At 71.7% G+C, this 20,169-nt stretch carries 19 protein-coding genes; 5 read left to right on the forward strand and 14 right to left on the reverse strand.

The window, feature by feature from the left end; translation table 11 throughout:
• Positions 1 to 2 precede the first annotated feature (2 nt).
• The 11 genes from HNR23_RS15580 to HNR23_RS26850 all read right to left on the reverse strand — a co-directional run bounded on the left by HNR23_RS15580 (position 3) and on the right by HNR23_RS26850 (position 12,929).
• Complete coding sequence (locus HNR23_RS15580; RefSeq protein WP_184076273.1) at positions 3 to 953, reverse strand: helical backbone metal receptor; 951 nt, start codon at positions 951 to 953, stop codon at positions 3 to 5.
• 465 nt (positions 954 to 1,418) lie between these two features.
• Complete coding sequence (smc, locus tag HNR23_RS15585) at positions 1,419 to 4,976, reverse strand: chromosome segregation protein SMC (RefSeq protein ID WP_184076274.1); 3,558 nt, start codon at positions 4,974 to 4,976, stop codon at positions 1,419 to 1,421.
• A gap of 377 nt (positions 4,977 to 5,353) precedes the next feature.
• Positions 5,354 to 5,545, reverse strand: a complete 192-nt coding sequence (locus HNR23_RS15590; RefSeq protein ID WP_026125550.1) for a hypothetical protein — start codon at positions 5,543 to 5,545, stop codon at positions 5,354 to 5,356.
• A gap of 316 nt (positions 5,546 to 5,861) precedes the next feature.
• On the reverse strand, positions 5,862 to 6,155 hold the full coding sequence (locus HNR23_RS15595; RefSeq protein WP_184076275.1) for an acylphosphatase: 294 nt from the start codon (positions 6,153 to 6,155) through the stop codon (positions 5,862 to 5,864).
• A 13-nt stretch (positions 6,156 to 6,168) separates the two neighbouring features.
• Positions 6,169 to 7,059 carry a bifunctional DNA-formamidopyrimidine glycosylase/DNA-(apurinic or apyrimidinic site) lyase gene (gene mutM, locus HNR23_RS15600; protein ID WP_184076276.1) on the reverse strand — a complete coding sequence of 297 codons (891 nt, stop codon included), beginning with the start codon at positions 7,057 to 7,059 and terminating at the stop codon, positions 6,169 to 6,171.
• A 7-nt stretch (positions 7,060 to 7,066) separates the two neighbouring features.
• A complete protein-coding gene (rnc, locus tag HNR23_RS15605; protein ID WP_184076277.1) occupies positions 7,067 to 7,813 on the reverse strand; it encodes a ribonuclease III in 747 nt (248 codons plus the stop codon).
• A 286-nt stretch (positions 7,814 to 8,099) separates the two neighbouring features.
• Positions 8,100 to 8,276: a 50S ribosomal protein L32 gene (rpmF, locus tag HNR23_RS15610; protein WP_184076278.1), complete on the reverse strand. Its 177-nt coding sequence runs from the start codon at positions 8,274 to 8,276 to the stop codon at positions 8,100 to 8,102.
• 139 nt (positions 8,277 to 8,415) lie between these two features.
• Entirely contained in the window at positions 8,416 to 9,021 is a 606-nt protein-coding gene (locus HNR23_RS15615; protein ID WP_184076279.1) for a YceD family protein, read from the reverse strand.
• Between the two features lie 147 nt (positions 9,022 to 9,168).
• Positions 9,169 to 9,672: a pantetheine-phosphate adenylyltransferase gene (gene coaD / locus HNR23_RS15620; RefSeq protein WP_184076280.1), complete on the reverse strand. Its 504-nt coding sequence runs from the start codon at positions 9,670 to 9,672 to the stop codon at positions 9,169 to 9,171.
• A gap of 73 nt (positions 9,673 to 9,745) precedes the next feature.
• A complete protein-coding gene (gene rsmD, locus HNR23_RS15625; protein WP_184076281.1) occupies positions 9,746 to 10,327 on the reverse strand; it encodes a 16S rRNA (guanine(966)-N(2))-methyltransferase RsmD in 582 nt (193 codons plus the stop codon).
• Between the two features lie 70 nt (positions 10,328 to 10,397).
• The gene (locus tag HNR23_RS26850) at positions 10,398 to 12,929 is read right to left on the reverse strand and encodes an ATP-dependent DNA helicase RecG (RefSeq protein ID WP_343070576.1); all 2,532 of its coding nucleotides are present in this window, start codon (positions 12,927 to 12,929) and stop codon (positions 10,398 to 10,400) included.
• Positions 12,930 to 13,354: 425 nt separating this feature from the next.
• Here HNR23_RS26850 and rpmB point away from each other — a divergent pair, with 425 nt between their 5' ends.
• A complete protein-coding gene (gene rpmB / locus HNR23_RS15640; protein WP_184076282.1) occupies positions 13,355 to 13,540 on the forward strand; it encodes a 50S ribosomal protein L28 in 186 nt (61 codons plus the stop codon).
• 179 nt (positions 13,541 to 13,719) lie between these two features.
• On the opposite strand, the gene HNR23_RS15645 is transcribed toward rpmB, so the two are convergent.
• Positions 13,720 to 14,310 carry a cellulose binding domain-containing protein gene (locus tag HNR23_RS15645; RefSeq protein ID WP_343070577.1) on the reverse strand — a complete coding sequence of 197 codons (591 nt, stop codon included), beginning with the start codon at positions 14,308 to 14,310 and terminating at the stop codon, positions 13,720 to 13,722.
• A gap of 454 nt (positions 14,311 to 14,764) precedes the next feature.
• Positions 14,765 to 15,745, reverse strand: a complete 981-nt coding sequence (locus HNR23_RS15650) for a thiamine-phosphate kinase (protein ID WP_184076284.1) — start codon at positions 15,743 to 15,745, stop codon at positions 14,765 to 14,767.
• Between the two features lie 106 nt (positions 15,746 to 15,851).
• Here HNR23_RS15650 and HNR23_RS15655 point away from each other — a divergent pair, with 106 nt between their 5' ends.
• Positions 15,852 to 16,085 (forward strand): Lrp/AsnC family transcriptional regulator, encoded by a 234-nt coding sequence (locus HNR23_RS15655; protein WP_184076285.1) that lies wholly within the window; start codon positions 15,852 to 15,854, stop codon positions 16,083 to 16,085.
• A gap of 23 nt (positions 16,086 to 16,108) precedes the next feature.
• Entirely contained in the window at positions 16,109 to 16,582 is a 474-nt protein-coding gene (locus HNR23_RS15660; RefSeq protein ID WP_184080395.1) for a DUF3515 domain-containing protein, read from the forward strand.
• A 230-nt stretch (positions 16,583 to 16,812) separates the two neighbouring features.
• Here the strand turns inward: HNR23_RS15660 and HNR23_RS15665 are convergent, their stop codons facing one another.
• Positions 16,813 to 17,487, reverse strand: a complete 675-nt coding sequence (locus HNR23_RS15665; protein ID WP_343070578.1) for a DUF3105 domain-containing protein — start codon at positions 17,485 to 17,487, stop codon at positions 16,813 to 16,815.
• Positions 17,488 to 17,572: 85 nt separating this feature from the next.
• Here HNR23_RS15665 and HNR23_RS15670 point away from each other — a divergent pair, with 85 nt between their 5' ends.
• The gene (locus HNR23_RS15670; protein WP_343070579.1) at positions 17,573 to 18,223 is read left to right on the forward strand and encodes a DUF305 domain-containing protein; all 651 of its coding nucleotides are present in this window, start codon (positions 17,573 to 17,575) and stop codon (positions 18,221 to 18,223) included.
• A 443-nt stretch (positions 18,224 to 18,666) separates the two neighbouring features.
• Positions 18,667 to 20,166 (forward strand): cytochrome ubiquinol oxidase subunit I, encoded by a 1,500-nt coding sequence (locus HNR23_RS15675; RefSeq protein ID WP_184076287.1) that lies wholly within the window; start codon positions 18,667 to 18,669, stop codon positions 20,164 to 20,166.
• The last annotated feature ends 3 nt before the right edge of the window (positions 20,167 to 20,169 follow it).

Below are 20,169 nucleotides of genomic sequence, written 5' to 3' on the forward strand. Positions count from 1 at the left end.
GTCTAGCGCTCCTCGCCCGACGCGGCCAGGACGGCGTCGGAGACCTCCTGGGCCAGGTCGACGACGCGCGGCCCCCAGCGGGAGGAGATGTCCTCGTCCAGCTGCACGATGTCGTCGTCCTGCACGGCGCTGACCTTGTCGAAGGCGGGGCGCTCGGCCACATCCTCGACGGCGTCCGCGCCGCCGTAGGCGAGGAAGATCAGGTCGGGGTCGGCCTCGACGATGAACTCCGGGGAGAGCTGCGGGTAGCCGCCGGAGGAGGCGGCGTCGTCGGCCTCGTCCGCGATGTTGGTCAGACCGAACTCGTTGTAGATCTGCCCGATGAAGGTGTCGGAGGTCGCCGAGTACATGGTGTCGTCGACCTCGTGGTAGTAGCTCAGGTCGGTGTCGCCGAGCTTCTCCTTGGTCTCGTCGACGATGCCGGTGATCTCGGACTCGACCCGGTCGGCCTCGGCGTCGGCGCTCTCGGCCTCGCCGGTGACCTCGCCGAGCAGACGGATCTGGTCGTAGGTGTCGTCGAGGGTCGTGGCCGCGTCCAGGACCAGGACCGGGATTCCCAGCTTGTCCAGCTGCTCGGCCGCGTCCTCGGCGCTCCCGGCGAGGATCACCAGGTCGGGGTCCTCCTCGGAGATCGCCTCGACGCTGGGGGTGAAGCCGGAGAGGTCGGTGGTGGGCGCCTCCTCCGGGTAGTCGGAGTACTCGTCGGCGGCGGCGACCTGGTCGCCGGCGCCGATCGCGAAGAGCATCTCGGTGGTGCTGGGCGACAGCGAGACGATGCGCTGCGGCGCCTCGTCGATGGTCACCTCACCGCGGGCGTCGTCGACCGTGACGGGGAAGGCACCGCCGGAGTCGCCGGCCCCGGCGCCATCGGCGGTGTCGGGGCCGCCGCAGGCGGCGGTCAGAACCAGCGCGGCCGGCAGGAGGGCGGCCGACAGGCGGCGTGCGTTGCGCACGGGTCTCCTTCGAGGGACTCAAGGGCTGGGGGAAGGCTCCGAGTCCGCCGGTGTGGTGACGGACCGTCCTTTCCCACGAGGACAGGTGTCGTCGGCGGCTGGGCGAGGCGGCCTGGCTCGTCCCGGCACCCGGTCACGGGCGTCGGGCTCCACAGTTGCGGGACAGCGCCGGATTCCCCGACCACCTCACGGCGGCCGACCGGACTTCGCTCACCCAGTGCCGTTGTGCCGCCGGTACGTACCGCCGACACAACGTGTCCACTTTATCCCTTGTGGCCACTTCCATGGCGGGCCCATCGGCCTTCCCGGCCGCGACCCACGCCCCGTTTCGGGCAGAACGCCTTCTCCCCCGGTGATCTCGGGAGATCGGGAGATCGGTCGGACTCTCCGCCACGATTCGAACCGTTCTCCCGAGGTCACCGGAGGCAGGGGCGCCCACCCGCGCGAATCCGGGGCCGACCGGTGTCAGCGGCGGTCGAGGCGCTGGCTGATGACCTGGGAGATGCCGTCGCCCTGCATGGTGACCCCGTAGAGCGCGTCGGCCGCCTCCATGGTGCGCTTCTGGTGGGTGATCACGATCAGCTGCGAGCAGGACCGCAGCTCGTCGAAGATCACCAGAAGACGCTGCAGGTTGGTGTCGTCCAGGGCCGCCTCGACCTCGTCCATGACGTAGAAGGGCGAGGGCCGGGCCTTGAAGATGGCGGCGAGGAACGCGACCGCGGTCAGGGAGCGTTCGCCGCCGGAGAGGAGGGAGAGGCGCTTGACCTTCTTACCCGGGGGCCGGGCCTCGACCTCGACGCCGGTGGTGAGCATGTCGTCGGGCTCGGTGAGGACGAGCTTGCCCTCGCCTCCCGGGAACAGGCGGCCGAAGATCGCCGCGAACTCGCGTTCCACGTCGGCGTAGGCGGCGGTGAAGACCTCGCGGACCCGGGCGTCGACCTCCTCGACGATGCCCAGCAGCTCGCGCCGGGTCTTCTTGATGTCCTCCAGCTGCGCGGTGAGGAACGCGTGGCGCTCCTCCAGGGCCGCGAACTCCTCCAGGGCCAGCGGGTTGATCTTGCCGAGCTGGTTGAGCTGCCGCTCGGCGGTGCGGGCGCGCTTCTCCTGGACCTCCCGGACGAAGGGGACGGGCACGGCCTCGCCCTCGGGCGCGTCGGTCGGCGGCGGCACCGGGACGCGGGGGCCGTACTCGGCGATGAGCGTGGGCACATCCACGCCCATCTCCTCCACGGCCTTGGTCTCCAGCTGTTCCAGCCGCAGCTTGCGCTCGGCGCGGGCGACCTCGCTGCCGTGGACGACGTTGACCAGCTTCTCCAGCTCCACCGAGAGCTCCCGTACGCGCGCCCGCACGGTCTTGAGCTCGGCGTCGCGCACCGACCGCTCCTCCTCGGCCGTCGCCCGCTCGGCGTCGGCCGCGGCCAGGGAGGACTCGATGCGCCGGAGGGACTCGGCCGCCCCCTGGGCGACCGCCTTGGCGATGACGGACTGGCGGCGGCGGCGTTCGCGGCGGCGCGCGGCACGCTCGCGGCTCTGGCGCTCGGCGGCGGCCGCACGCATCAGGCTCTCGGCGCGCCCGGCGATGGACCGGACGCGCTCCTCGGCGGTGCGGACGGCGAGCCGCCCCTCCATCTCGGCTGCGCGGGAGGCGGCCGCGCGCTCCGCCAGGGCGTCGCGCTGCCCGGTGTCGGGTTCGCCGTCGTCGACGGGCTCGGCCTCGGCCTCGGCGAGGCGCTCCTCCAGTTCGGCGAGGCGGTCCAGGTCGCTCTGGCGCCCGGCGGCGGCCTTGGCCGCGGCGGCGGTGTAGCGCTCCACCTCGGCGGCGGCCGAGCGGGCCTGCCCGCCGAGCTTGCCGACCTGCTGGGCGACCTCGTTGCGGCGCTTGGCGGAGGCGCGGCGGCGGACGGCGATCTCCTCCACGGCGGCGGCCGCCTCGGCACGCTCACGCCTGGCCTCGTCCAGGTCGGCGGCGGCCCGCTTGGCGGCGCTGACGGCCTCCTCCAGGCGCTCGACGGCCTCGTCGACGGCGGCCTGCACCTCCAGCAGGCTGGGGGCGGAAGAGGAGCCGCCGTGCACCAGGGCGGCGGTGAACACGTCGCCGTCGGAGGTGACGGCCCGCACACCCGGGTGGGCGCCGATCACCGCGCGGGCCTGGGCGGCGCCGGCGACGAGGACGACCCGGTCCAGCAGCGCGGCGACGGCCTCGGCCAGGGACGGCGGAGGGGTGACGGCGTCGGCGGCGTAGCGCAGGCCGTCCGGCAGCCGCGGCCACCGGTCGCGCGGGGGCACGGTGCCGCCGCTCCCCGCCGATGCCGCGACGACGATCCCCGCGCGCCCGGCGTCGTCGTTCTTGAGCAGGTCGAGTGCGGCCGCGGCGGCGGGCGCGTCGGCGACGGCCACGGCGTCGGAGGCCACGCCGAGCGCTGCGGAGACGGCGGTCTCGTGGCCGGGCTCGACCTCGATCAGGGCGGCGAACGAGCCGAGCAGGCCGGGCAGCCGCTCGGCGGCGGAGAGCAGGGCGGCGGCGCCGTCCTTGCGGTCGAGGCCCATCTCCAGGGCCTCCTTGCGGGCGGCGATCGCGGCGCGCTCGCGCTCGGCCATGCTCTCGGCGTCGCGCAGCTCGCTGACCCGCGCCTCGGTGGCGGCCAGTACCTGCCGGGCATGCTCGTGGGAGGCGTCGAGTTCGGCGTCGCCCTCGTCGAGCCCGGCGGAGTCCTCGGCGGCCTGCTCGTATTCGGCCTGGGCGATCTCGGCGCGCTCGCGGGCCTCGGCCGCGGCGTCCTCCAGACGCTCCACCTCGGCCTCGCTGGCGGCCAGGCGGCTGCGCAGCGCGTCGACGCGGCCGCGGAGCTTGGCCATGCCCTCCCGGCGGTCGGCGGCTGCACGCGCGAGGTGGGCGATACGCCGCTCTTCTTCCTTCAGGCCGTCCTCGGCGGCGCTGCGCTCGGCGACGGCGGCCTCCAGGCGCTCTCGGGCATCGTCCAGGCGGAACTCCAGCTCCTCCTCCTGGGCGCGCACCTCTTCGGCTTCGGCCTCCATCTCCTCCGGTTCGCGGCCGTGCCGTTCCTCTTCGGGCTGGGCGGCGAGGTTGCGGTGGCGTTCGGCGGCCAGGCCCGCCACGGCGCTGAGGCGCTCCTTGAGCCGGGACAGACCGTGGAAGGTGTCCTGGGCCTGGGAGAGGACGGGAGCGGCGGCGGCTGCGGCGGCGTCCAGCTCGGTCTCGCGGGACTGGGCGTCGGCGAGCGCCTTCTCGGCGGCCTCGCGGCGGGCGCGGACGGCCGACTCGTCGGCCTCCTCCTTCTGCAGCGCCTCGGTGAGGGTGACGATGTCGTCGGCGAGCAGCCGGAGGCGGGCGTCGCGCAGATCGGCCTGGATGACGGCGGCGCGGCGGGCGAGCTCGGCCTGGCGGCCCAGCGGTTTGAGCTGACGGCGCAGCTCGGCGGTGAGGTCGGTGACGCGGTCGAGGTTGCCCTGCATCGAGTCGAGCTTGCGCAGCGCCTTCTCTTTGCGCTTGCGGTGCTTGAGGATGCCGGCGGCCTCCTCGATGAGCGAGCGCCGCTCCTCGGGGCCGGCGTGCAGGACGGTGTCGAGTTGGCCCTGGCCGACGATGACGTGCATCTCGCGGCCGATGCCGGAGTCGCTGAGGAGATCCTGGATGTCGAGGAGGCGGCAGGTGTCGCCGTTGATCGCGTACTCCGAGCCGCCGTTGCGGAACAGCGTCCGCCTGATGGTGACCTCGGAGTACTCGATGGGCAGGGCGCCGTCGGTGTTGTCGATGGTCAGACTGACCTCGGCCCGGCCGAGCGCGGGGCGGGAGGACGTCCCGGCGAAGATGACGTCCTCCATCTTGCCGCCGCGCAGCGACTTGGCGCCCTGCTCGCCCATGACCCAGGCCAGGGCGTCGACGACGTTGGACTTGCCGGAGCCGTTGGGGCCGACGACACAGGTGATTCCGGGCTCGAAGCGCAGCGTCGTGGCCGACGCGAAGGATTTGAATCCCCGCAGCGTGAGGTTCTTCAGGTACACGCCCGGCGGCCCTCCTCCCCTGCGCGCCCCCGCACGCCTGTGTTCATCGGCTCGTGCCCCACAAGGGTGCCATGAACGCCGCGCGGATGCCGCCTGATCGCCGCGGTGTCGGCCATGGTCATAGCCACAGCGGGGTGGCGCGACGGTGTTCGGGGGGCGGGCCGGGGGAATAGGGAGTCCGACCCTGGGCATAGCCGATTGCAGGATCCACCGAAGGTTGTGGGAATCGCCCCGGGGGTATGCCCTAGAGAAAGGGTCAAGGGTCGGAAAAGAACGGGCAAGGAGAACCCCTACACGAACCCTAGGGACGCCGGAACGCCGGGCGTCCCTTGACCGGCCGTTGTGTCAGGGCGGGTTCGCGATATGCGGGGTGGGCGTTACGCGAGTGCGGGCTCGCGATCGGTCGCACTTACCGTGACGTCGGTGACGGCTGCCGAAAGCTGATCGTTGTGGGCCTGAAGTCGTCCGATCTCGTCTTCGAGGTCACGTACTCGCTTCTGCAGCCGACGCATCTCCTGAACCATACGAGGATCAGGACCGCCAACGTGGCCGAACAGAGCCTTCGCCATGATGTGGGTCCTCCACACTGAGTGACCAGACTGTTGGCACGCACATTTGAGCCACGAATCCGCGGGCGGGCGCTGCTCGCCGTCCGCGTCGTGAAAGGAAAGGCGCGCGGTCTGCCTTCCAGCGTCTCACTATGGGCGCCCCTGGTCAAGATTGACTGAAACCGTAAGTAACCAAACAGTAACCGGGCATGTCACTTCGCGCGATTCGGCATCGGGTACCCCCGGTCGGATGCGCCCCGAACCGTCGCAGCAGCGGGCAGGCGGATCACGACGCGGCGCAACGGCGCCCACGAATCGCGTTGTCCTTCCAGCATACTCACCGCTCCGCGAATCCGGAGAAGGAACCCCCCGGTTTTCCCCAACGTTCAACGACCGAATCCACACGACCAGGCGTCTCACCGCTGCGCAGGTAGCCGAGCAGTTGCTCACACGCCTCTCGCGCCCCTTCCGCGACGACCTCCACGCGGCCGTCGGACAGGTTGGTGGCCGCACCGACCAGCCCGAGCTCCAGTGCGCGGGCCCGCACCGACCAGCGGAAGCCGACCCCCTGCACACGCCCGCGCACCCATGCGGTCATCCGCACATCGCTCACCCGTTCATCCCCGTTCATTCCTCGACTGCGGTCAGCGGGGAGCGGGTCCGCTCGGCACCCGCACGCCCCGCGGCCGGGGCTGGCACTTCGGGCAGCTGAACGACGACCGGTTCATGAAGGCGTCGCGACGGATCGGCGTGCGGCAGCGCTCGCACGCCGAACCCGCGCGCCCATAAGCCTTCAGGCCCCGCTCGAAGTAGCCGCTCTCCCCGTTGACATCGACGTAGAGCCCGTCGAACGAGGTACCCCCCTCGACCAGTGCCTCCCCCAGCACCGCCCGCACGTGTCCCAGCAGCTCGGCCACCTGCCGCCGCTGCAGCCCGCCGGTGGCTCGTGCCCAGTGCAGCCGGGAGCGCCACAGCGCCTCGTCGGCGTAGATGTTGCCGATCCCGCTGATCAGCGACTGGTCCAGCAGGGCGCGCTTGATCTCGGTGCGCTTGCGGCGCAGCGCCGCGGCGAACGCGTCGTCGTCGAAGGCGGGGTCCAGCGGGTCGAGCGCGATGTGCCGGACGGCGCCGGGCACCGCGGCGCCCCCGGCATCGGTGACAAGCGGTTCCACCATCAGGTGGCCGAACGTGCGCTGGTCGACGAAGCGCAACTCGGTACCGCGGTCGTCGAAGCCGAACCGCACCCTCAGGTGCTTCTCGTCCGCGCGCTGCGGCGGCTGCACCAGCAGCTGGCCGCTCATGCCCAGGTGCGCCAGGAGCGCCTCGCCGGAGTCGAGCGTCAGCCACATGTACTTGCCGCGCCGCGCGGTCGCGGTGATCTTGCGCCCGGCCAGCCGCCGGGCGAAATCCCCGGCTCCGCTCAGGTGGCGGCGCACGGAGCGGGGATGCAGCACCTCCACGGCCTCGACCGTGCGGCCGGCCACCCACCGGTCCAGGCCGATCCGCACCGACTCGACCTCGGGGAGCTCGGGCATGTACGCCTCAGTTCGCCTTCTCGTCGGCCTGCCGGTGCCGGGCCTCCTGGGCTGCGGCGCGGGCGCGGATGGCCTTCCACGCCGACTCGGCGGCCTGCTGCTCGGCTTCCTTCTTGCTGCGCCCCTGCCCCAGGCCGTAGTCCTCGCCCGCGACGCGCACGGTCGCCCGGAACGTCTTCTGGTGGTCGGGCCCGCTCTCGTCGACGTGGTACTCGGGCACGCCCAGCAGCTCGGAAGCGGTCAGCTCCTGCAGCGAGGTCTTCCAGTCCAGGCCCGCGCCGAGCCCGGAGGCCGTGGCGATCAGCGGATCGAACAGGCGGTGCACGAGCTTGGAGGCCTCGTCCAGGCCGCGGTCGAGGTAGACCGCACCGATGATGGCCTCCAGGGTGTCGGCGAGGATGGAGGACTTGTCCCGGCCTCCGGTGCCCTCCTCGCCACGGCCCAGCCGGATGTAACGCCCGATGTCGAGGCTGCGCGCCACGTCGGCCAGGGCACGCATGTTGACCACGGCCGCGCGAAGCTTGGCCAGCTGGCCCTCGGGCAGGTCCGGGTGCTCCCGGAAGAGCGTGTCGGTGACGACCAGGCCCAGCACCGAGTCACCGAGGAACTCCAGGCGCTCGTTGGTGGGCAGGCCGCCCTTCTCATAGGCGTAGGAACGGTGCGTCAGCGCGCGGGTGAGCACCTTGGAATCCAACTCGATGCCGATCGCGCGATGGAACTCCCGCGCCTCGGCCGCACTGAGCTGCGTGGCCACTGGACCTATTCACACCCCTTATTCCGGCGCCGCGCGTACCTTCGGCCCGAAGGGCGAACAGCCGTGGCCGAGGGGGCGACCGCGCCGCGCGTCCTGGGAGCCGATCCGGGAGCCCTGAGAACGAGGTGAGCGTCGCGGAAAGCAGGTCCTCCCGCCTCCGCGACGGCCACCACGGCCTCGGGTATGCCCGTGTCGGCGCATCCACTTCTCTTGTCCACATTGTTCGGCACACCCTCGGGTAGCCGAAAGGGCGGGCCCGGTTGACCGGGCCCGCCTCAGCACGCGCTTACGCCGGGTTGATGACCTGGCGGTTGTTGTAGGTGCCGCACGTCGGGCACGCCACGTGCGGGAGCTTGGGGTCGCGGCAGCGCGGGCAGTCGACCAGTACCGGGCGCGACGCCTTCCACTGCGAACGGCGGGTGCGGGTGTTGCTCCGCGACATCTTCCGCTTCGGGACAGCCACTTCAATCCTCCTGGGTCACCCGCGCGGTCGCGGGAAATCTCTCCTACATCCCCGCGGTCGCGGGAAAACGCTCGTGTTCCACCGGATCGTCCAACGCGCGCCGTGCGCGCGGTGCCTCACATCCGCGAAACCGAAGAACTCATCGGTCGCCGAGCCCGTCGCTCAGCTTCCGCAGTGCCGCCCACCGGGGGTCGACACGTTCGCCGTGGTCGTGCTCGGGGCCCGCCTCGGCAAGCTTCTCACCGCACTCGACGCACAGACCGGGACAGTCGTCCCGGCAGAGCGGAGAGAGCGGCAGGGCGAGAACGACCGCGTCGCGGACCACCGGTTCGAGGTCGAGAACTTCGCCCTCAAGATAGTAGTCCTCTTCGTCGTCCTTCGCGTCCACCCCGTCCGCGGCCCGACCCCTCAAGGCCTCGTCCTCTCCCGGGTAGTGGAAGAGCTCCTGGAAGGAGGCCTCAAGCGAATCGGATACCGGGTCCAGACAGCGGGAGCACTCCCCTGCCGTGACCGTCTGCGCCGTACCCGTGACCAGCACGCCCTCCATGACCGCCTCAAGCCGGAAGTCCAACTCGATGTCGGCCCCCTCGGGCACACCGGCCATCCCGGTCGCGAACGACTCGGGGGCGGGAGCGACACGATGCATGGTCCGCATCGAACCCGGCTGGCGCCCCAGAGGCCGGGTGTCGACCGCGAAGGGGGAACGGAGATCTGAAGGAGACAGGGTGATCGCGCTTTCGGTCATCGGGGTCCGTCGGCCCGCTCGCGCGGGCGACGGTGTGGTCGGTCACCGACACCGATCCGGCTCTGACAAGCAGGGGTCGCCCCCGCAACCGGATCCGTGACCATGGTCAACCCTGGATTCTACCGATCGGTCCAGGCCTCCCCCAAATCAGCGGCTCGGCTCCCCGCCCCGCCGAACCTCGGCGTACTTCTCCCGCAGCCGCGCCTCCACATAGGGGCTGACCAGGCTGCTGACGTCGCCGCCGTACTGCGCGACCTCCTTGACCAGGCTGGAGCTGAGGAAGGAGTACTGCGGGTTGGCCGTCATGAACATCGTCTCAACACCGGAGAGCCGGTAGTTCATCTGGGCGATCTGCAACTCGTAGTCGAAGTCACTGACCGAACGCAGGCTGCGGATGATCATGTCGATGCCGTTGGCACGGCAATAGTCCACCAGCAACCCGTCGAACTCGGCGACCCGCACGTTGTCGAGCTCGCGGGTGCACTCCCGCAGCATGTCCAGCTTCTCCGGGACGGTGAACAGCCCGCGCTTGTTGACGTTGTTCAGGACCGCGGCCACCACCTCGTCGTACTGCCGCGCGGCGCGACCGATGATGTCGATGTGACCGTTGGTGACCGGGTCGAACGACCCGGAGCAGACGACACGGCGCACGGTGCACCGCTCCTCTCTGGCGACCGGTGGGTGCGGGCGGTCGTTCCCTGCGGGGACGCGGGCGCCCGGACGGTCAGGTGGGTTCGGGAATGTCGGCGGCGCGACCGTACCAAAGGGACGCTTCACCGTAACGCCGGACCCTGTCCCCAACGTACCCCTCGGGCCACCGCGGCTCCGCGCCGCGGCTCGCGCGTTCGAGGACGACCAGCGCGTCGGGTGCCAGCCAGCCGCGGTCCCGCAGCAGCGCGAGCACGACCTCGACCTCGGCCTCACCGATCGCGTAGGGCGGATCGGCCACCACCAGGTCGTAGGCGCCGCCGCTCGGGCCGCGCTCCAGCACCCGCTCGACCTTCTCCGCCGCCAGCCCCGCCCCGGCCAGCCCCAGCGTGGCGATGTTCTTCCGGATGACCGCCGCCGCCCTGCGGTCGGCCTCGACCAGCAGCGCGTGCTCGGCCCCGCGGGACAGCGCCTCCAGCCCGATGGCGCCCGACCCCGCGTACAGGTCGAGCACGCGGACCCCGTCGAACGAGCCGAGGTCGTGCAGCGCGGAGGCGAACAGGGCCTCGCGGGCCCGGTCACTGGTGGGCCGGGTCGTGCGGCCGTCAGGGACCGCGAGCCTGCGCCCGCCCGCGGTGCCGGCGATGATGCGGGTCATGTGCGACACGTTAGCGCGCCCCGGGCTGCGCGGCCGTGCGGCGGCCCCGCGGCTCCGACGGCGCCGGCGGTCAGGTCTTCTCCAGGTACTCCGCTCGCTCCTCGGTGAGGAGTTCCTCCAGTGCGGCCGCCAGCAGCGGGTGCCCGGCCAGCTCGGGGTCGGCCTCGGTGTACTGCTGGGCCTCGCCGCGCGCCTCGCGGATGAGCTCCTCGTCACGCAGCAGGGTGAGCATCTTCAGCGAGGATCGCTTCCCGGACTGGGCGCCGCCCAGGACGTCGCCCTCCCGACGCTGCTCCAGGTCGACTCGCGACAGCTCGAAGCCGTCGGTGGTCCTCGCCACCGCGGCCAGCCGCTCGCGGGCCGCGCTCTCGGCGTCGGCCTCGGTGACCAGGAGGCACAGGCCGGGCAGCCGGCCCCGGCCGACCCGGCCGCGCAGCTGGTGGAGCTGGGAGACACCGAAGCGGTCGGCGTCCATGATCGCCATGACGGTGGCGTTGGGGACGTCCACCCCGACCTCGATGACGGTGGTCGCCACCAGCACGTCCACCTCGCCGGCGGCGAAGCGGCGCATGACGGCGTCCTTCTCCTCGGCGGCGAGCCTGCCGTGCAGCGCGGCCACCCGCAGGTCGGACAGCGGCCCCCCGGCGAGCCCGGCGGCGACGTCCGACACCGCCAGCGGCGGGCGCCGCGCGGCCGCCCCGGCGTCCTCGTCCACGGGGACGGCCGACTCCTCGGGCGCGTCGCCGTCGCCGTTGTCGTCCCCGCCGATGCGCGGGCAGACCACGTAGGCCTGCCGCCCCTGGCGCACCTCCTCTCGGATCCGCTCCCAGGCGCGCGCCAGGTAGTGCGGTTTGTCCCGGGCCGGGACGACATGCGTGGCCACGGGCGAGCGACCGGACGGCAGCTGGGTGAGGGCGACGACGTCGAGGTCGCCGTAGACGGTCATGGCGACGGTCCGCGGGATGGGTGTGGCGGTCATCACCAGCACGTGCGGGCGCCCATCGGCGGCCTTGGCACGTAGGGCGTCGCGCTGCTCCACGCCGAACCGGTGCTGCTCGTCCACGACCACCAGTCCGAGGTCGGCGAAGCCCACCCGGTCCTGGAGGAGGGCGTGGGTGCCGACGACGATCCCCGCGGCGCCGGAGGCGGCGTCCAGCAGCGCCTCTCGGCGGGCCGCGGCCCCCTGGGACCCGGTGAGCAGGGCGACCCGGGTGGCCCGCTCGGCACTGTCGGTGCTGTTTACGCGCTCAGCCTCCTCCCTCGCCTCCACCGCCCATGCGGATCGGCCTTCGGCAGCTGGCATCGGCGGCTCCGCTCGCTCGTTCGGCCTCGCGTCGCTGCCGCCTGCGCGCTCAGCCTCCTCCCTCGCCTCCACCGCCGACGCGGATCGGCCTTCGGCGAACGGCAACGACGGCTCCACTCGCTCGCACCGCTTCGCGTCGCTGCCGCCTGCGCGCTCAGCCTCCTCCCTCGCCTCCACCGCCGACGCGGATCGGCCTTCGGCGAACGGCAACGACGGCTCCACTCGCTCGCACCGCTTCGCGTCGAGCTGCCCGGCTCGGGCCATCGGCCCCAACATCGCGCTGATGGACCGGTGGTGCTGCTGGGCGAGGACCTCGGTGGGGGCGAGGAGTACCGCCTGCCCCCCGGCGTCGACGACCTGGAGCATGGCGCGCAGCGCGACCAGGGTCTTGCCGGCGCCGACGTCGCCCTGGAGCAGCCGGTGCATGGGGTGGGTGGAGTCGAGCCCCGCCGCGATGATGTCGCCGACCTGCCTCTGGCCGTCGGTGAGCGTGAACGGCAGTCGGGCGTCGAACGCGTCGAGCAGCCCGCCGGAGCAGCGGGGCCGGGGCCGGGCCGGCAGCGCGGCGGCCTCGTGGCGGCGGCGGGCCAGGGCGAGCTGCAGCACGAACGCCTCGTCCCATTTCAGGCGCTTGCGGGCGCGGCCGATGCCGGCCTGGTCGGCGGGCCGGTGGATCTGCTCCAGCGCCGTGTGCAGGGGCTGGAGGCGGTGGCGTTCGCGCAGGTCGGCGGGGAGCGGGTCAGGGATGTCGTCGATCTGGTCGAGCAGGGTGCGCAGGCACCGCTCGATGTCCATGGAGGAGATGTCCTTGGTCGCCGGGTAGATCGGGATGATCTGGTCGGTGAACTCGCGGACGCGCTGTTCCTCGTCGCCGTCCTCGGGCAGCATCTCGTACTTGGGGTGGGCGAGCTGGACGGTGCCGCGGTAGTCGTTGACCCGCCCGGCGAACAGGCCCCGGGCACCGACGCGCAGGTACTTCAGGTGGTACCCGGCCTTCTGGAAGAAGACCAGGGTGAGCCGGTGGGAGCCGTCGGTGATGACGACCTCCAGGCGCTCGGTCCTGCGCCCGGTGGCGCGCTGCCGGAATTCGCGGCGGCGCACGCTGTGCACGTCGGCCACGACCGTGACGTCCTCGCCCTCGGCCAGCGCGCCGAGCGGGGTGAGCTCACCGCGGGTGGCATACCGGCGCGGGTAGTGGCGCAGCAGGTCGCCGACGGTGTGCAGGTCGAGTTCGGCGGCGAGCTTCTTGGCGGTCGTGTCGCCCATCGTCCTGCGCAGCGGCTCGTCCAAAGCGATCACCGGTGTTCTCCTCACGCACAGCCCTGTCCACGGGTGCCGCGGCCCCACCCGCGCCCCCTGCACCACGGTAGAACGTGTGTACAGCGAAGAGGGGACGAAGGCCGGTGGCGGGCCCGCGGCGATCCGGGCGTGACTCCGGGGGACGCGCACCGGGTTATACTCGATCCAGCATCCCCACCTGCGGCGCCGCCCTACCGGCCGCCCGCACGGGGCTGCGGGGACCGGCCTGCCGGTTCCCGGCAGCGCGTATACGGTCCATCGCGCCGGTGCCCCTCCTCCGGTTGGGGGAAAGCGTCGGCTGTCGTGTACGCTTCCACGGTTGGCGCTCCCGCGCCGACTGTGTTCGCTTTACTCATCAGACCTCTCTCGGGTCGTTCACCGCGCGTGCGCCAGCGAGCGGACCCGAGCGCTTGAATGGAGTTACCGTGGCTTCCGTCTGCGACGTCTGCGGCAAGGGACCAGGGTTCGGTAACCGAGTTTCCCACTCGCACCGCCGCACCCGCCGCCGCTGGAACCCCAACATCCAGACCGTGCGCACCCGCGTGGGCGGTACGCCCCAGCGCAAGAACGTGTGCACCTCGTGCATCAAGGCCGGCAAGGTCGACCGCTGAGCCCGGCGGACGGTCGCTGACGACCTGAATTCCATACGCGCGTCTGAGGGCGCCACGGCGGACTCCGCCGTGGCGCCCTCAGGCGTTCGTCCTGCCCTCGTCCGTTGTTCTCGGGGGTACCGACCGAATCCTCGCCGGTGTTCGGTCGATACCCCCGAGAACAACGGGCAGGAAAGGCGCTACAGGTCGCAGAAATCGCCGTTGAGGGAGCAGCTGGTGGGGTTCCGGGCGGAGCCTTCGGCGGTGAAGTACATGGTGACCGAGTCGCCCGGAGCGAGCGCCGCCTGCCCGCCGAGGGGGCGGGCGATCAGCCCGCTCGGCGTGGTCTCCCAGGAGGCGTCCCAGGCCGATCCCAGGGTGAGGTCGGCGAATCCGAGGACCAGCTCCCAGCTCTCCAGAGCGGTGGGGCTGGTGTTGGTGATGGTGACGGCGCCCGTGAAGCCGGTGTCGGTGGTCTCGACGATCCGGTAGGTGACCGCGCCGGACGCCGACGCTCCCTGACCGGGCGGGGCGGTCCCGGCGGCGGAACGCGGCTGGTCGCCGCCGTCCGGGACCGCCGAGGCCGACGACTCGGCCTTGGGCGGCTCCAGCCGCTCGCTCGTCCCGGCGCCGGGCCCGGTCTCGTTGCCCGCGGGAGGGTCGCTGAAGCGCAGGTAGATCTGGGTGGTGCTGTAGCCGAAGAGCGTGAGTGCCAGGGTGACGCCGGAGATCAGCAGGACGGTGAGGAGACGCGGCGGCTGGACACGCTTGGGGACGGTGCTCTCCAACACGTACCCGACGCTCGCCAGTGGGCTGGTGTTCTCCGGCTCGGACCGGTGCGCGCCGCGCCGACTGCCGCCAGCCCCGCTATGCCGCCCCATGTACCGCCTTCCGACACATCCGCGCTTGATGCGGCTGTCCTCGCTGCCTTCCAGGTTGACACCGCGCCTGGTGACATCCGTGCCCGGTCGCGCCGACGGGCCCTCGCTCGCTCGTCGCCCCGCCGACCGGTGTCGGTTCCGGCGTCGTCGCGGGCGTGCACTGCATTCTCCCCATTCTCCCCCGGGCCGTTCGGGGCAGCAGCTTAGCGTGATTTACCCCTTAAAACCGACACCCCTCGACCCGTTACCCAATACTGACCCAGAGTGACGGAAGTTTTCCACCGAAATAGTCGTGACGCTTCCTCCGCCCACCTCGTCCTTGTCTCGGCCCGGCCCACCGAGGGGGTGCGAGGGGCCCGGGCGGTCAGCCGAAGTGCCGCCACCCGGCCGCGTCGGTCGGGCGGCCGTCGACCGTGACGGCGGGGGCGGCCGCCGCATCGGCCTCGGCACTCCGCGGCGCCACCGTACCGATGCGCGTCCATGCGTCGGGCAGCTCGGTGCCGGGCGGGAAGGTGGCCGCCAGGGCATGGTCCTCGCCTCCGGCGAGCATGAGCGCCGTCGCGTCGGCCGACCGCTCCCCGGCCAGCGCGGCCGCGGCCGCGCGCAGCTCGGGAGGGGGGACCAGGGCGGCGCGCTCCAGGTCGATCGTCACGCCCGAGGCGGCGCAGAGGTGCCCGAGGTCCTGCACCAGCCCGTCGCTGACGTCGAGCATCGCGGTGGCGCCCAGCAGGGCCGCCCGCGGCCCCTCGGCGTACGGGGGACGCGGGCGGCGGTGCTCGCGCAGGCACGCCTCGGGGGCGTCCAGGCCCCGGTCCAGCAGGGCGAGCCCGGCCGCCGACAGCCCGAGCCGCCCGGCGACCGCGACGACGTCGCCGGGACGCGCCCCGTCCCGGCGCACCTCCGCTCGGCCGCCCAGGTCGCCCAGCGCGGTGACGGACACCACCACGGTGTCGGAGCGCACCGTGTCACCGCCGACCACGGTGCCGCCCGCGGTGGCGCACTCGGCGGCCACGCCGGCGGCGAACTCGTCGGCCCAGTCCACGGCCAGGTCGGCGGGGACGCCCAGACCGATGAGGAGTGTGGTCGGCCGCGCGCCCATGGCGGCGACGTCGGCGAAGTTCTGCGCGACGGCCTTGTGGCCGATGTCGCGGGGCGTCGACCAGTCGCGGCGGAAGTGCCGACCCTCGACGAGCATGTCGGTGGAGGCCACGACGCGCCGGTCGGGCGCCCTGACCACGGCCGCGTCGTCCCCCGGCCCCAGGATTACGTCGTCGGTTCGGGGGAATCTCGCCGTCACGCGCTCGATCAGGCCGAACTCACCCAGGTCCCCAATGGTGCTCGCCACAGACCACAGGGTACGGTGACGCTCGCGCCGTAGTGGTCTAGACCCCGCGGCGGTCCGGGTGGCCCGGTGCCGACGGGCACGTTCGTCATTGTCCTGGAGGGGTTTCATGGTGGAGGCATACATCCTTGTGCAGACCGAGGTGGGGCGCGCCGCCGACGTCGCGCGCGAGATCGCCGCGATCGACGGCGTAGCCCAGGCTGAGGACGTCACCGGGCCCTACGATGTGATCGTGCGCGCGTCCGCCGACGACATCGACTCGCTGGGCCGGCTGGTGGTGGCCCGGATCCAGCGGCTCGACGGTATCGCCCGCACACTGACCTGTCCGATCGTCAAGATCTGAGTTCTCAGGAGTGCGGTGACGTGATGCGACGCGGGGCGACGGTGAGCGGAACGGGTGCGGTGCTGGCGCTCGGGCTGGCCTTGGCGGGCTGCACCGCCGGTTCGGTCGAGGTTCCGCCGCCCGACCCCGAGGGCCAGGCGGCGGACCAGTGCCGCGCGCTGGTGAAGCGGGTGCCCTCCGCCCTGTTCGGCGAGAACCGGGTCGAGGTGAGCCCCAGGTCCGACTTCGCCGCCGCATGGGGGGATCCCCCGATCGCGCTGCGCTGCGGGGTGGACCGCCCCGCCGGGCTGCGGCCCGACTCGGAGCTGATGGTGGTCAACGACATCGCGTGGCTGCCGGAACCGGAGGACCGCCCCAACCTGTTCACCGTCGTGGGGCGGGAGGCCTACGTCGAGATGTCGGTGCCGCCGTCCTACGGTGCACCGGCCGAGGGGCTGGTGGCGATCAGCGACCTGGTCGCCGACGAGATCCCCGCGCTCCCCGACGGGGAGCTCTAGGGCGTGTCCGGTGGATCGTGCCCCGGCCCGCGCCCCGGCCGGGAACGTCGGTCACGTGTTCCCCGCCCCTAGGGCGTGTTTGACGGATCATTTCCGGCTCGCGGCCACCGGAACGACGCTCGCTGCGCCGCTCCACTCGTAAAGCCGACCTGGATCGACTTCGTGCAGCGGCTTGCGAGCGCCGCCCCGGACGGCCGCTCACTTACCGGAAAGCATCCGCCAAAAACGCCCTAGTCTTCGTGCGGGTCCTGCTGCCCGGCCTGGTTCAGCGCGTCGAACCCGCCGGCCTCGTCGAACTCCTTCGCGGTGAAGCCGATCGCACCGGAGCAGGAGCCGCCCGGCTCGGGCACGTTCGGGCTCTGCTCGTAGGTGCGCAGGAACTTGTCCAGCCGGTCGTCGTCGGCGCCGTCGAGTCGCACCTGCTTGCCCCAGGCGGAGGCGACGACGGGCGCGGGGAGGTCGTCCTCGAATGGGCTGACCAGGACGTAACTACCGGGCGTGTAGCGGTCTTCGAGCTTCTTGACGTCGTCTTCGGGCAGGTCCGGCCGGTAGGTGATCCACACCGCGCCGTGCTCCAGGGAGTGCACGGCGAACTCGTCGACGACCGGCTCGGTGTAGACGCCGCAGTTCTGCCAGGCCGCGTTGTGCTCGCCCCCCGCGGGCGGGGTCTGCTCGTAGTCGACCTCGGCGGGCACGTGGCCCCGGTCGACGTCGAAGGACTCCAGGCCTTCGAGGTTGCCGCGGTCCCAGGCGGTGTAGGCACCGAATCCGACGAGGCCGAGCACGATGAGTCCGGCCATGGTGACCCCGGCGCCCGTCGCGATCTTGCGGCGGCGTTCCTGTCGCTCCCGCTGGGCGCGCATCTCGGCGGCTCGGCGCCGACGTTCCTCGGACTTCTTGCTCACGGTGTCTCCCTGGGGCGGCGACGTGCGGACTTTCCCTATGCTTTGCCTACATGCCCGAAAACGTCGGCTGAGGCAGGATGGTTCCGTGGGAAATGAAACCGAGACCGAAGGCGCGCCCGACCGCCCGCAACGGTCAGGGGCGGGACGCCCGGTACCGCTGTGGCTCGCGGCGGCCGTGGCGGCCCTCGCCCTCCTCGGCGGTTTCCTGCTGGGGCGCCCCGCGGTCCCGCTCGATACCAGCGCCGACGCGGGCTTCCTGCGCGACATGAGCGTCCACCACTCCCAGGCCGTCGACATGTCGATAGTGATCCTGGAGAAGACGGACGAGCCGAAACTCCGTACGGTGGCCCAGGACATCGCCCGCACCCAGCAGTCCCAGATCGGCCGCATGCAGGGGTGGCTGGTGCAGTGGGGCCTGAACATCCGCGGCGCCCAACCCCCCATGACCTGGATGGCCGGCCACGGCGCCCACGGTTCCGGCGAGGCGCCGGACACCATGCCCGGCTGGGCGTCGGAGGAGGAGATGAAGCGCCTGGAGGAGGCCGAAGGCGTCGAGGCGGAGGTCCTCTTCCTGCAGCTGATGATCGACCACCACAGGGGCGGCATCGACATGGCCGAAGCCGCGGTGTCGGCCGCCGACCGGCCCCTCGTCACCGACTTCGCGGCGGGCATGGCCGAGGCCCAGCAGGCAGAGATCGAGCTGATGGAGGACATGCTCGCCGACCGGGGTGCCTAGGGCGTGTTCCACGAAACACGCCGAGAACGGCGATGACCGGGACGAAGGGCAGGACGACGCCGGGGGAATCGACGCCTGCGGCCGTGATCACCGGGGGTCGGGGAGCCGCAGGTGCCAAGGAGGCACCTGCGGCTTCTTCTTGCGTGTGGGGCCGGTGGTACCGGACCGGCACCGCTGTGGACGGGGGACCTTCGGCTCCCCGTGGGCGCACCGAGTGACCTGGGATATCGCGTCCGTCCGGCTCTGCTCGGGCTTCGGGACGCAGGTCTAGCGTCACCACAGGGAGGCATCGGAGTCCGCGGCCGCGTACGCACGACACGCGCAGGTCCCAGGGTCACGCGTGATCCACGCCTCCCGGCCCTCGCTCGATCACTGACATTGGGTAGTACTACACTTCGTAGTACTACGGCCCGTCGCCCATAGGTCCCTGGAGAGGCGCTCAGATGGACGCGTTGGATCTCGCGCGGTGGCAGTTCGGACTGACCACCGTGTACCACTTTCTGTTCGTACCGCTGACGATCGGGCTGTCCGTCATCGTCGCCGCCCTGCAGACCGCGTGGTACCGCACCGGCAAGCACGAGTACCTGCAGGCGACCAAGTTCTTCGGGAAGCTCTTCCTGATCAACTTCGCCATGGGCGTCGTCACCGGCATCGTCCAGGAGTTCCAGTTCGGAATGAACTGGAGCGCCTACTCGACCTTCGTCGGCGACGTGTTCGGCGCCCCGCTCGCCATGGAGGCGCTGCTCGCGTTCTTCCTGGAGTCCACCTTCATCGGCCTGTGGATCTTCGGCTGGGACAAGCTCCCCCGCCGCGTCCACCTCGCCTGCATCTGGGCGGTGGCCGTCGGCACCAACCTCTCCGCCTACTTCATCCTGGCCGCCAACGCCTGGATGCGGAACCCCGTCGGCTACCGGATCAACCCCGAGACCGGCCGCGCCGAACTCACCGACATCTGGGCCGTCCTGGCCAACCCGCAGGCCTGGTCCACCTACCTACACGTCGTCTCGGCCGCGTTCATCACGGCCGGGCTGTTCGTCGTGGCCGTCAGCGCCTTCAAGCTCTGGCGCAACCGCGCCGAGAACGACACCGGCGAGCCCGGCGTCGTCCCGCCGAAGAACGACCACGAGCTGTTCCGCAAGACCATGCGAGCCGGCATGGTCGTGACCCTCCTCGCCGGGATCATCGTCGTCTTCTCCGGCGACCACCAGGCCAAGCTCGCCGCCGAGTACGAGCCCATGAAGCTCGCCGCCGCCGAGGCCCTGTGGGACACCGAGGAGGGCGCCGACTTCTCCGTCTACGCGGTCGGCGACACCGACGCGGGCGTCAACACGATCGACGTCACCATCCCCAACGTGCTGAGCTTCCTGGCCACCGGCGAGTTCGACGGCGAAGTGCACGGCATGAACAACCTCCAGAACGCCTACGAGGAGCTCTACGGTCCGGGCGACTACATCCCCAACGTCTTCGTCACCTACTGGTCGTTCCGGCTGATGATGGGGCTGGGCCTGGCCGGCGTGGCCCTGTCCGCCATCGGTCTGCTGCTCACCCGCAAGCAGCGGATGCCCGAGCCGCGCACCACCCCGGCCTGGCTGCCGGGCTGGACGAAGAACGGCTTCTACTTCGCCGCCATGCTGGCGCTGCCCGCCGCCCTGGCCGCCAACATCTTCGGCTGGCTGCTGACCGAGATGGGCCGCCAGCCCTGGACCGTCCGCGGCGAACTGCTCACCGCCAACAGCGTCTCCCCCGGTGTGAGCCTCGGCATGGTGGCCACCAGCCTCACCCTGTTCACCCTCACCTACGGGGTACTCGCGGTGATCGAAGCCGGGCTGCTGTGGCGCTACATCAAGGCCGGACCCTCGCACGTCGTCCCCGACCTCGATGAGGACGGCGACGACGGCGACGGCGACTCCGGCGACCGCCCCGTCCCCGCGTTCGTCTACTAGGAG

This window comes from Nocardiopsis mwathae, assembly GCF_014201195.1.
Lineage (GTDB): Bacteria > Actinomycetota > Actinomycetes > Streptosporangiales > Streptosporangiaceae > Nocardiopsis_C > Nocardiopsis_C mwathae.

Excerpts from the sequence above, each read along its gene's own strand:
- HNR23_RS15590 (WP_026125550.1), bottom strand. The coding sequence starts at position 5,545 with ATGGCGAAGGCTCTGTTCGGCCACGTTGGCGGTCCTGATCCTCGTATG.
- HNR23_RS15595 (WP_184076275.1), bottom strand. The coding sequence starts at position 6,155 with ATGAACGGGGATGAACGGGTGAGCGATGTGCGGATGACCGCATGGGTG.
- mutM (WP_184076276.1), bottom strand. The coding sequence starts at position 7,059 with ATGCCCGAGCTCCCCGAGGTCGAGTCGGTGCGGATCGGCCTGGACCGG.
- HNR23_RS15615 (WP_184076279.1), bottom strand. The coding sequence starts at position 9,021 with ATGACCGAAAGCGCGATCACCCTGTCTCCTTCAGATCTCCGTTCCCCC.
- rsmD (WP_184076281.1), bottom strand. The coding sequence starts at position 10,327 with ATGACCCGCATCATCGCCGGCACCGCGGGCGGGCGCAGGCTCGCGGTC.
- HNR23_RS15655 (WP_184076285.1), top strand. The coding sequence starts at position 15,852 with ATGGTGGAGGCATACATCCTTGTGCAGACCGAGGTGGGGCGCGCCGCC.
- HNR23_RS15660 (WP_184080395.1), top strand. The coding sequence starts at position 16,109 with ATGCGACGCGGGGCGACGGTGAGCGGAACGGGTGCGGTGCTGGCGCTC.
- HNR23_RS15675 (WP_184076287.1), top strand. The coding sequence starts at position 18,667 with ATGGACGCGTTGGATCTCGCGCGGTGGCAGTTCGGACTGACCACCGTG.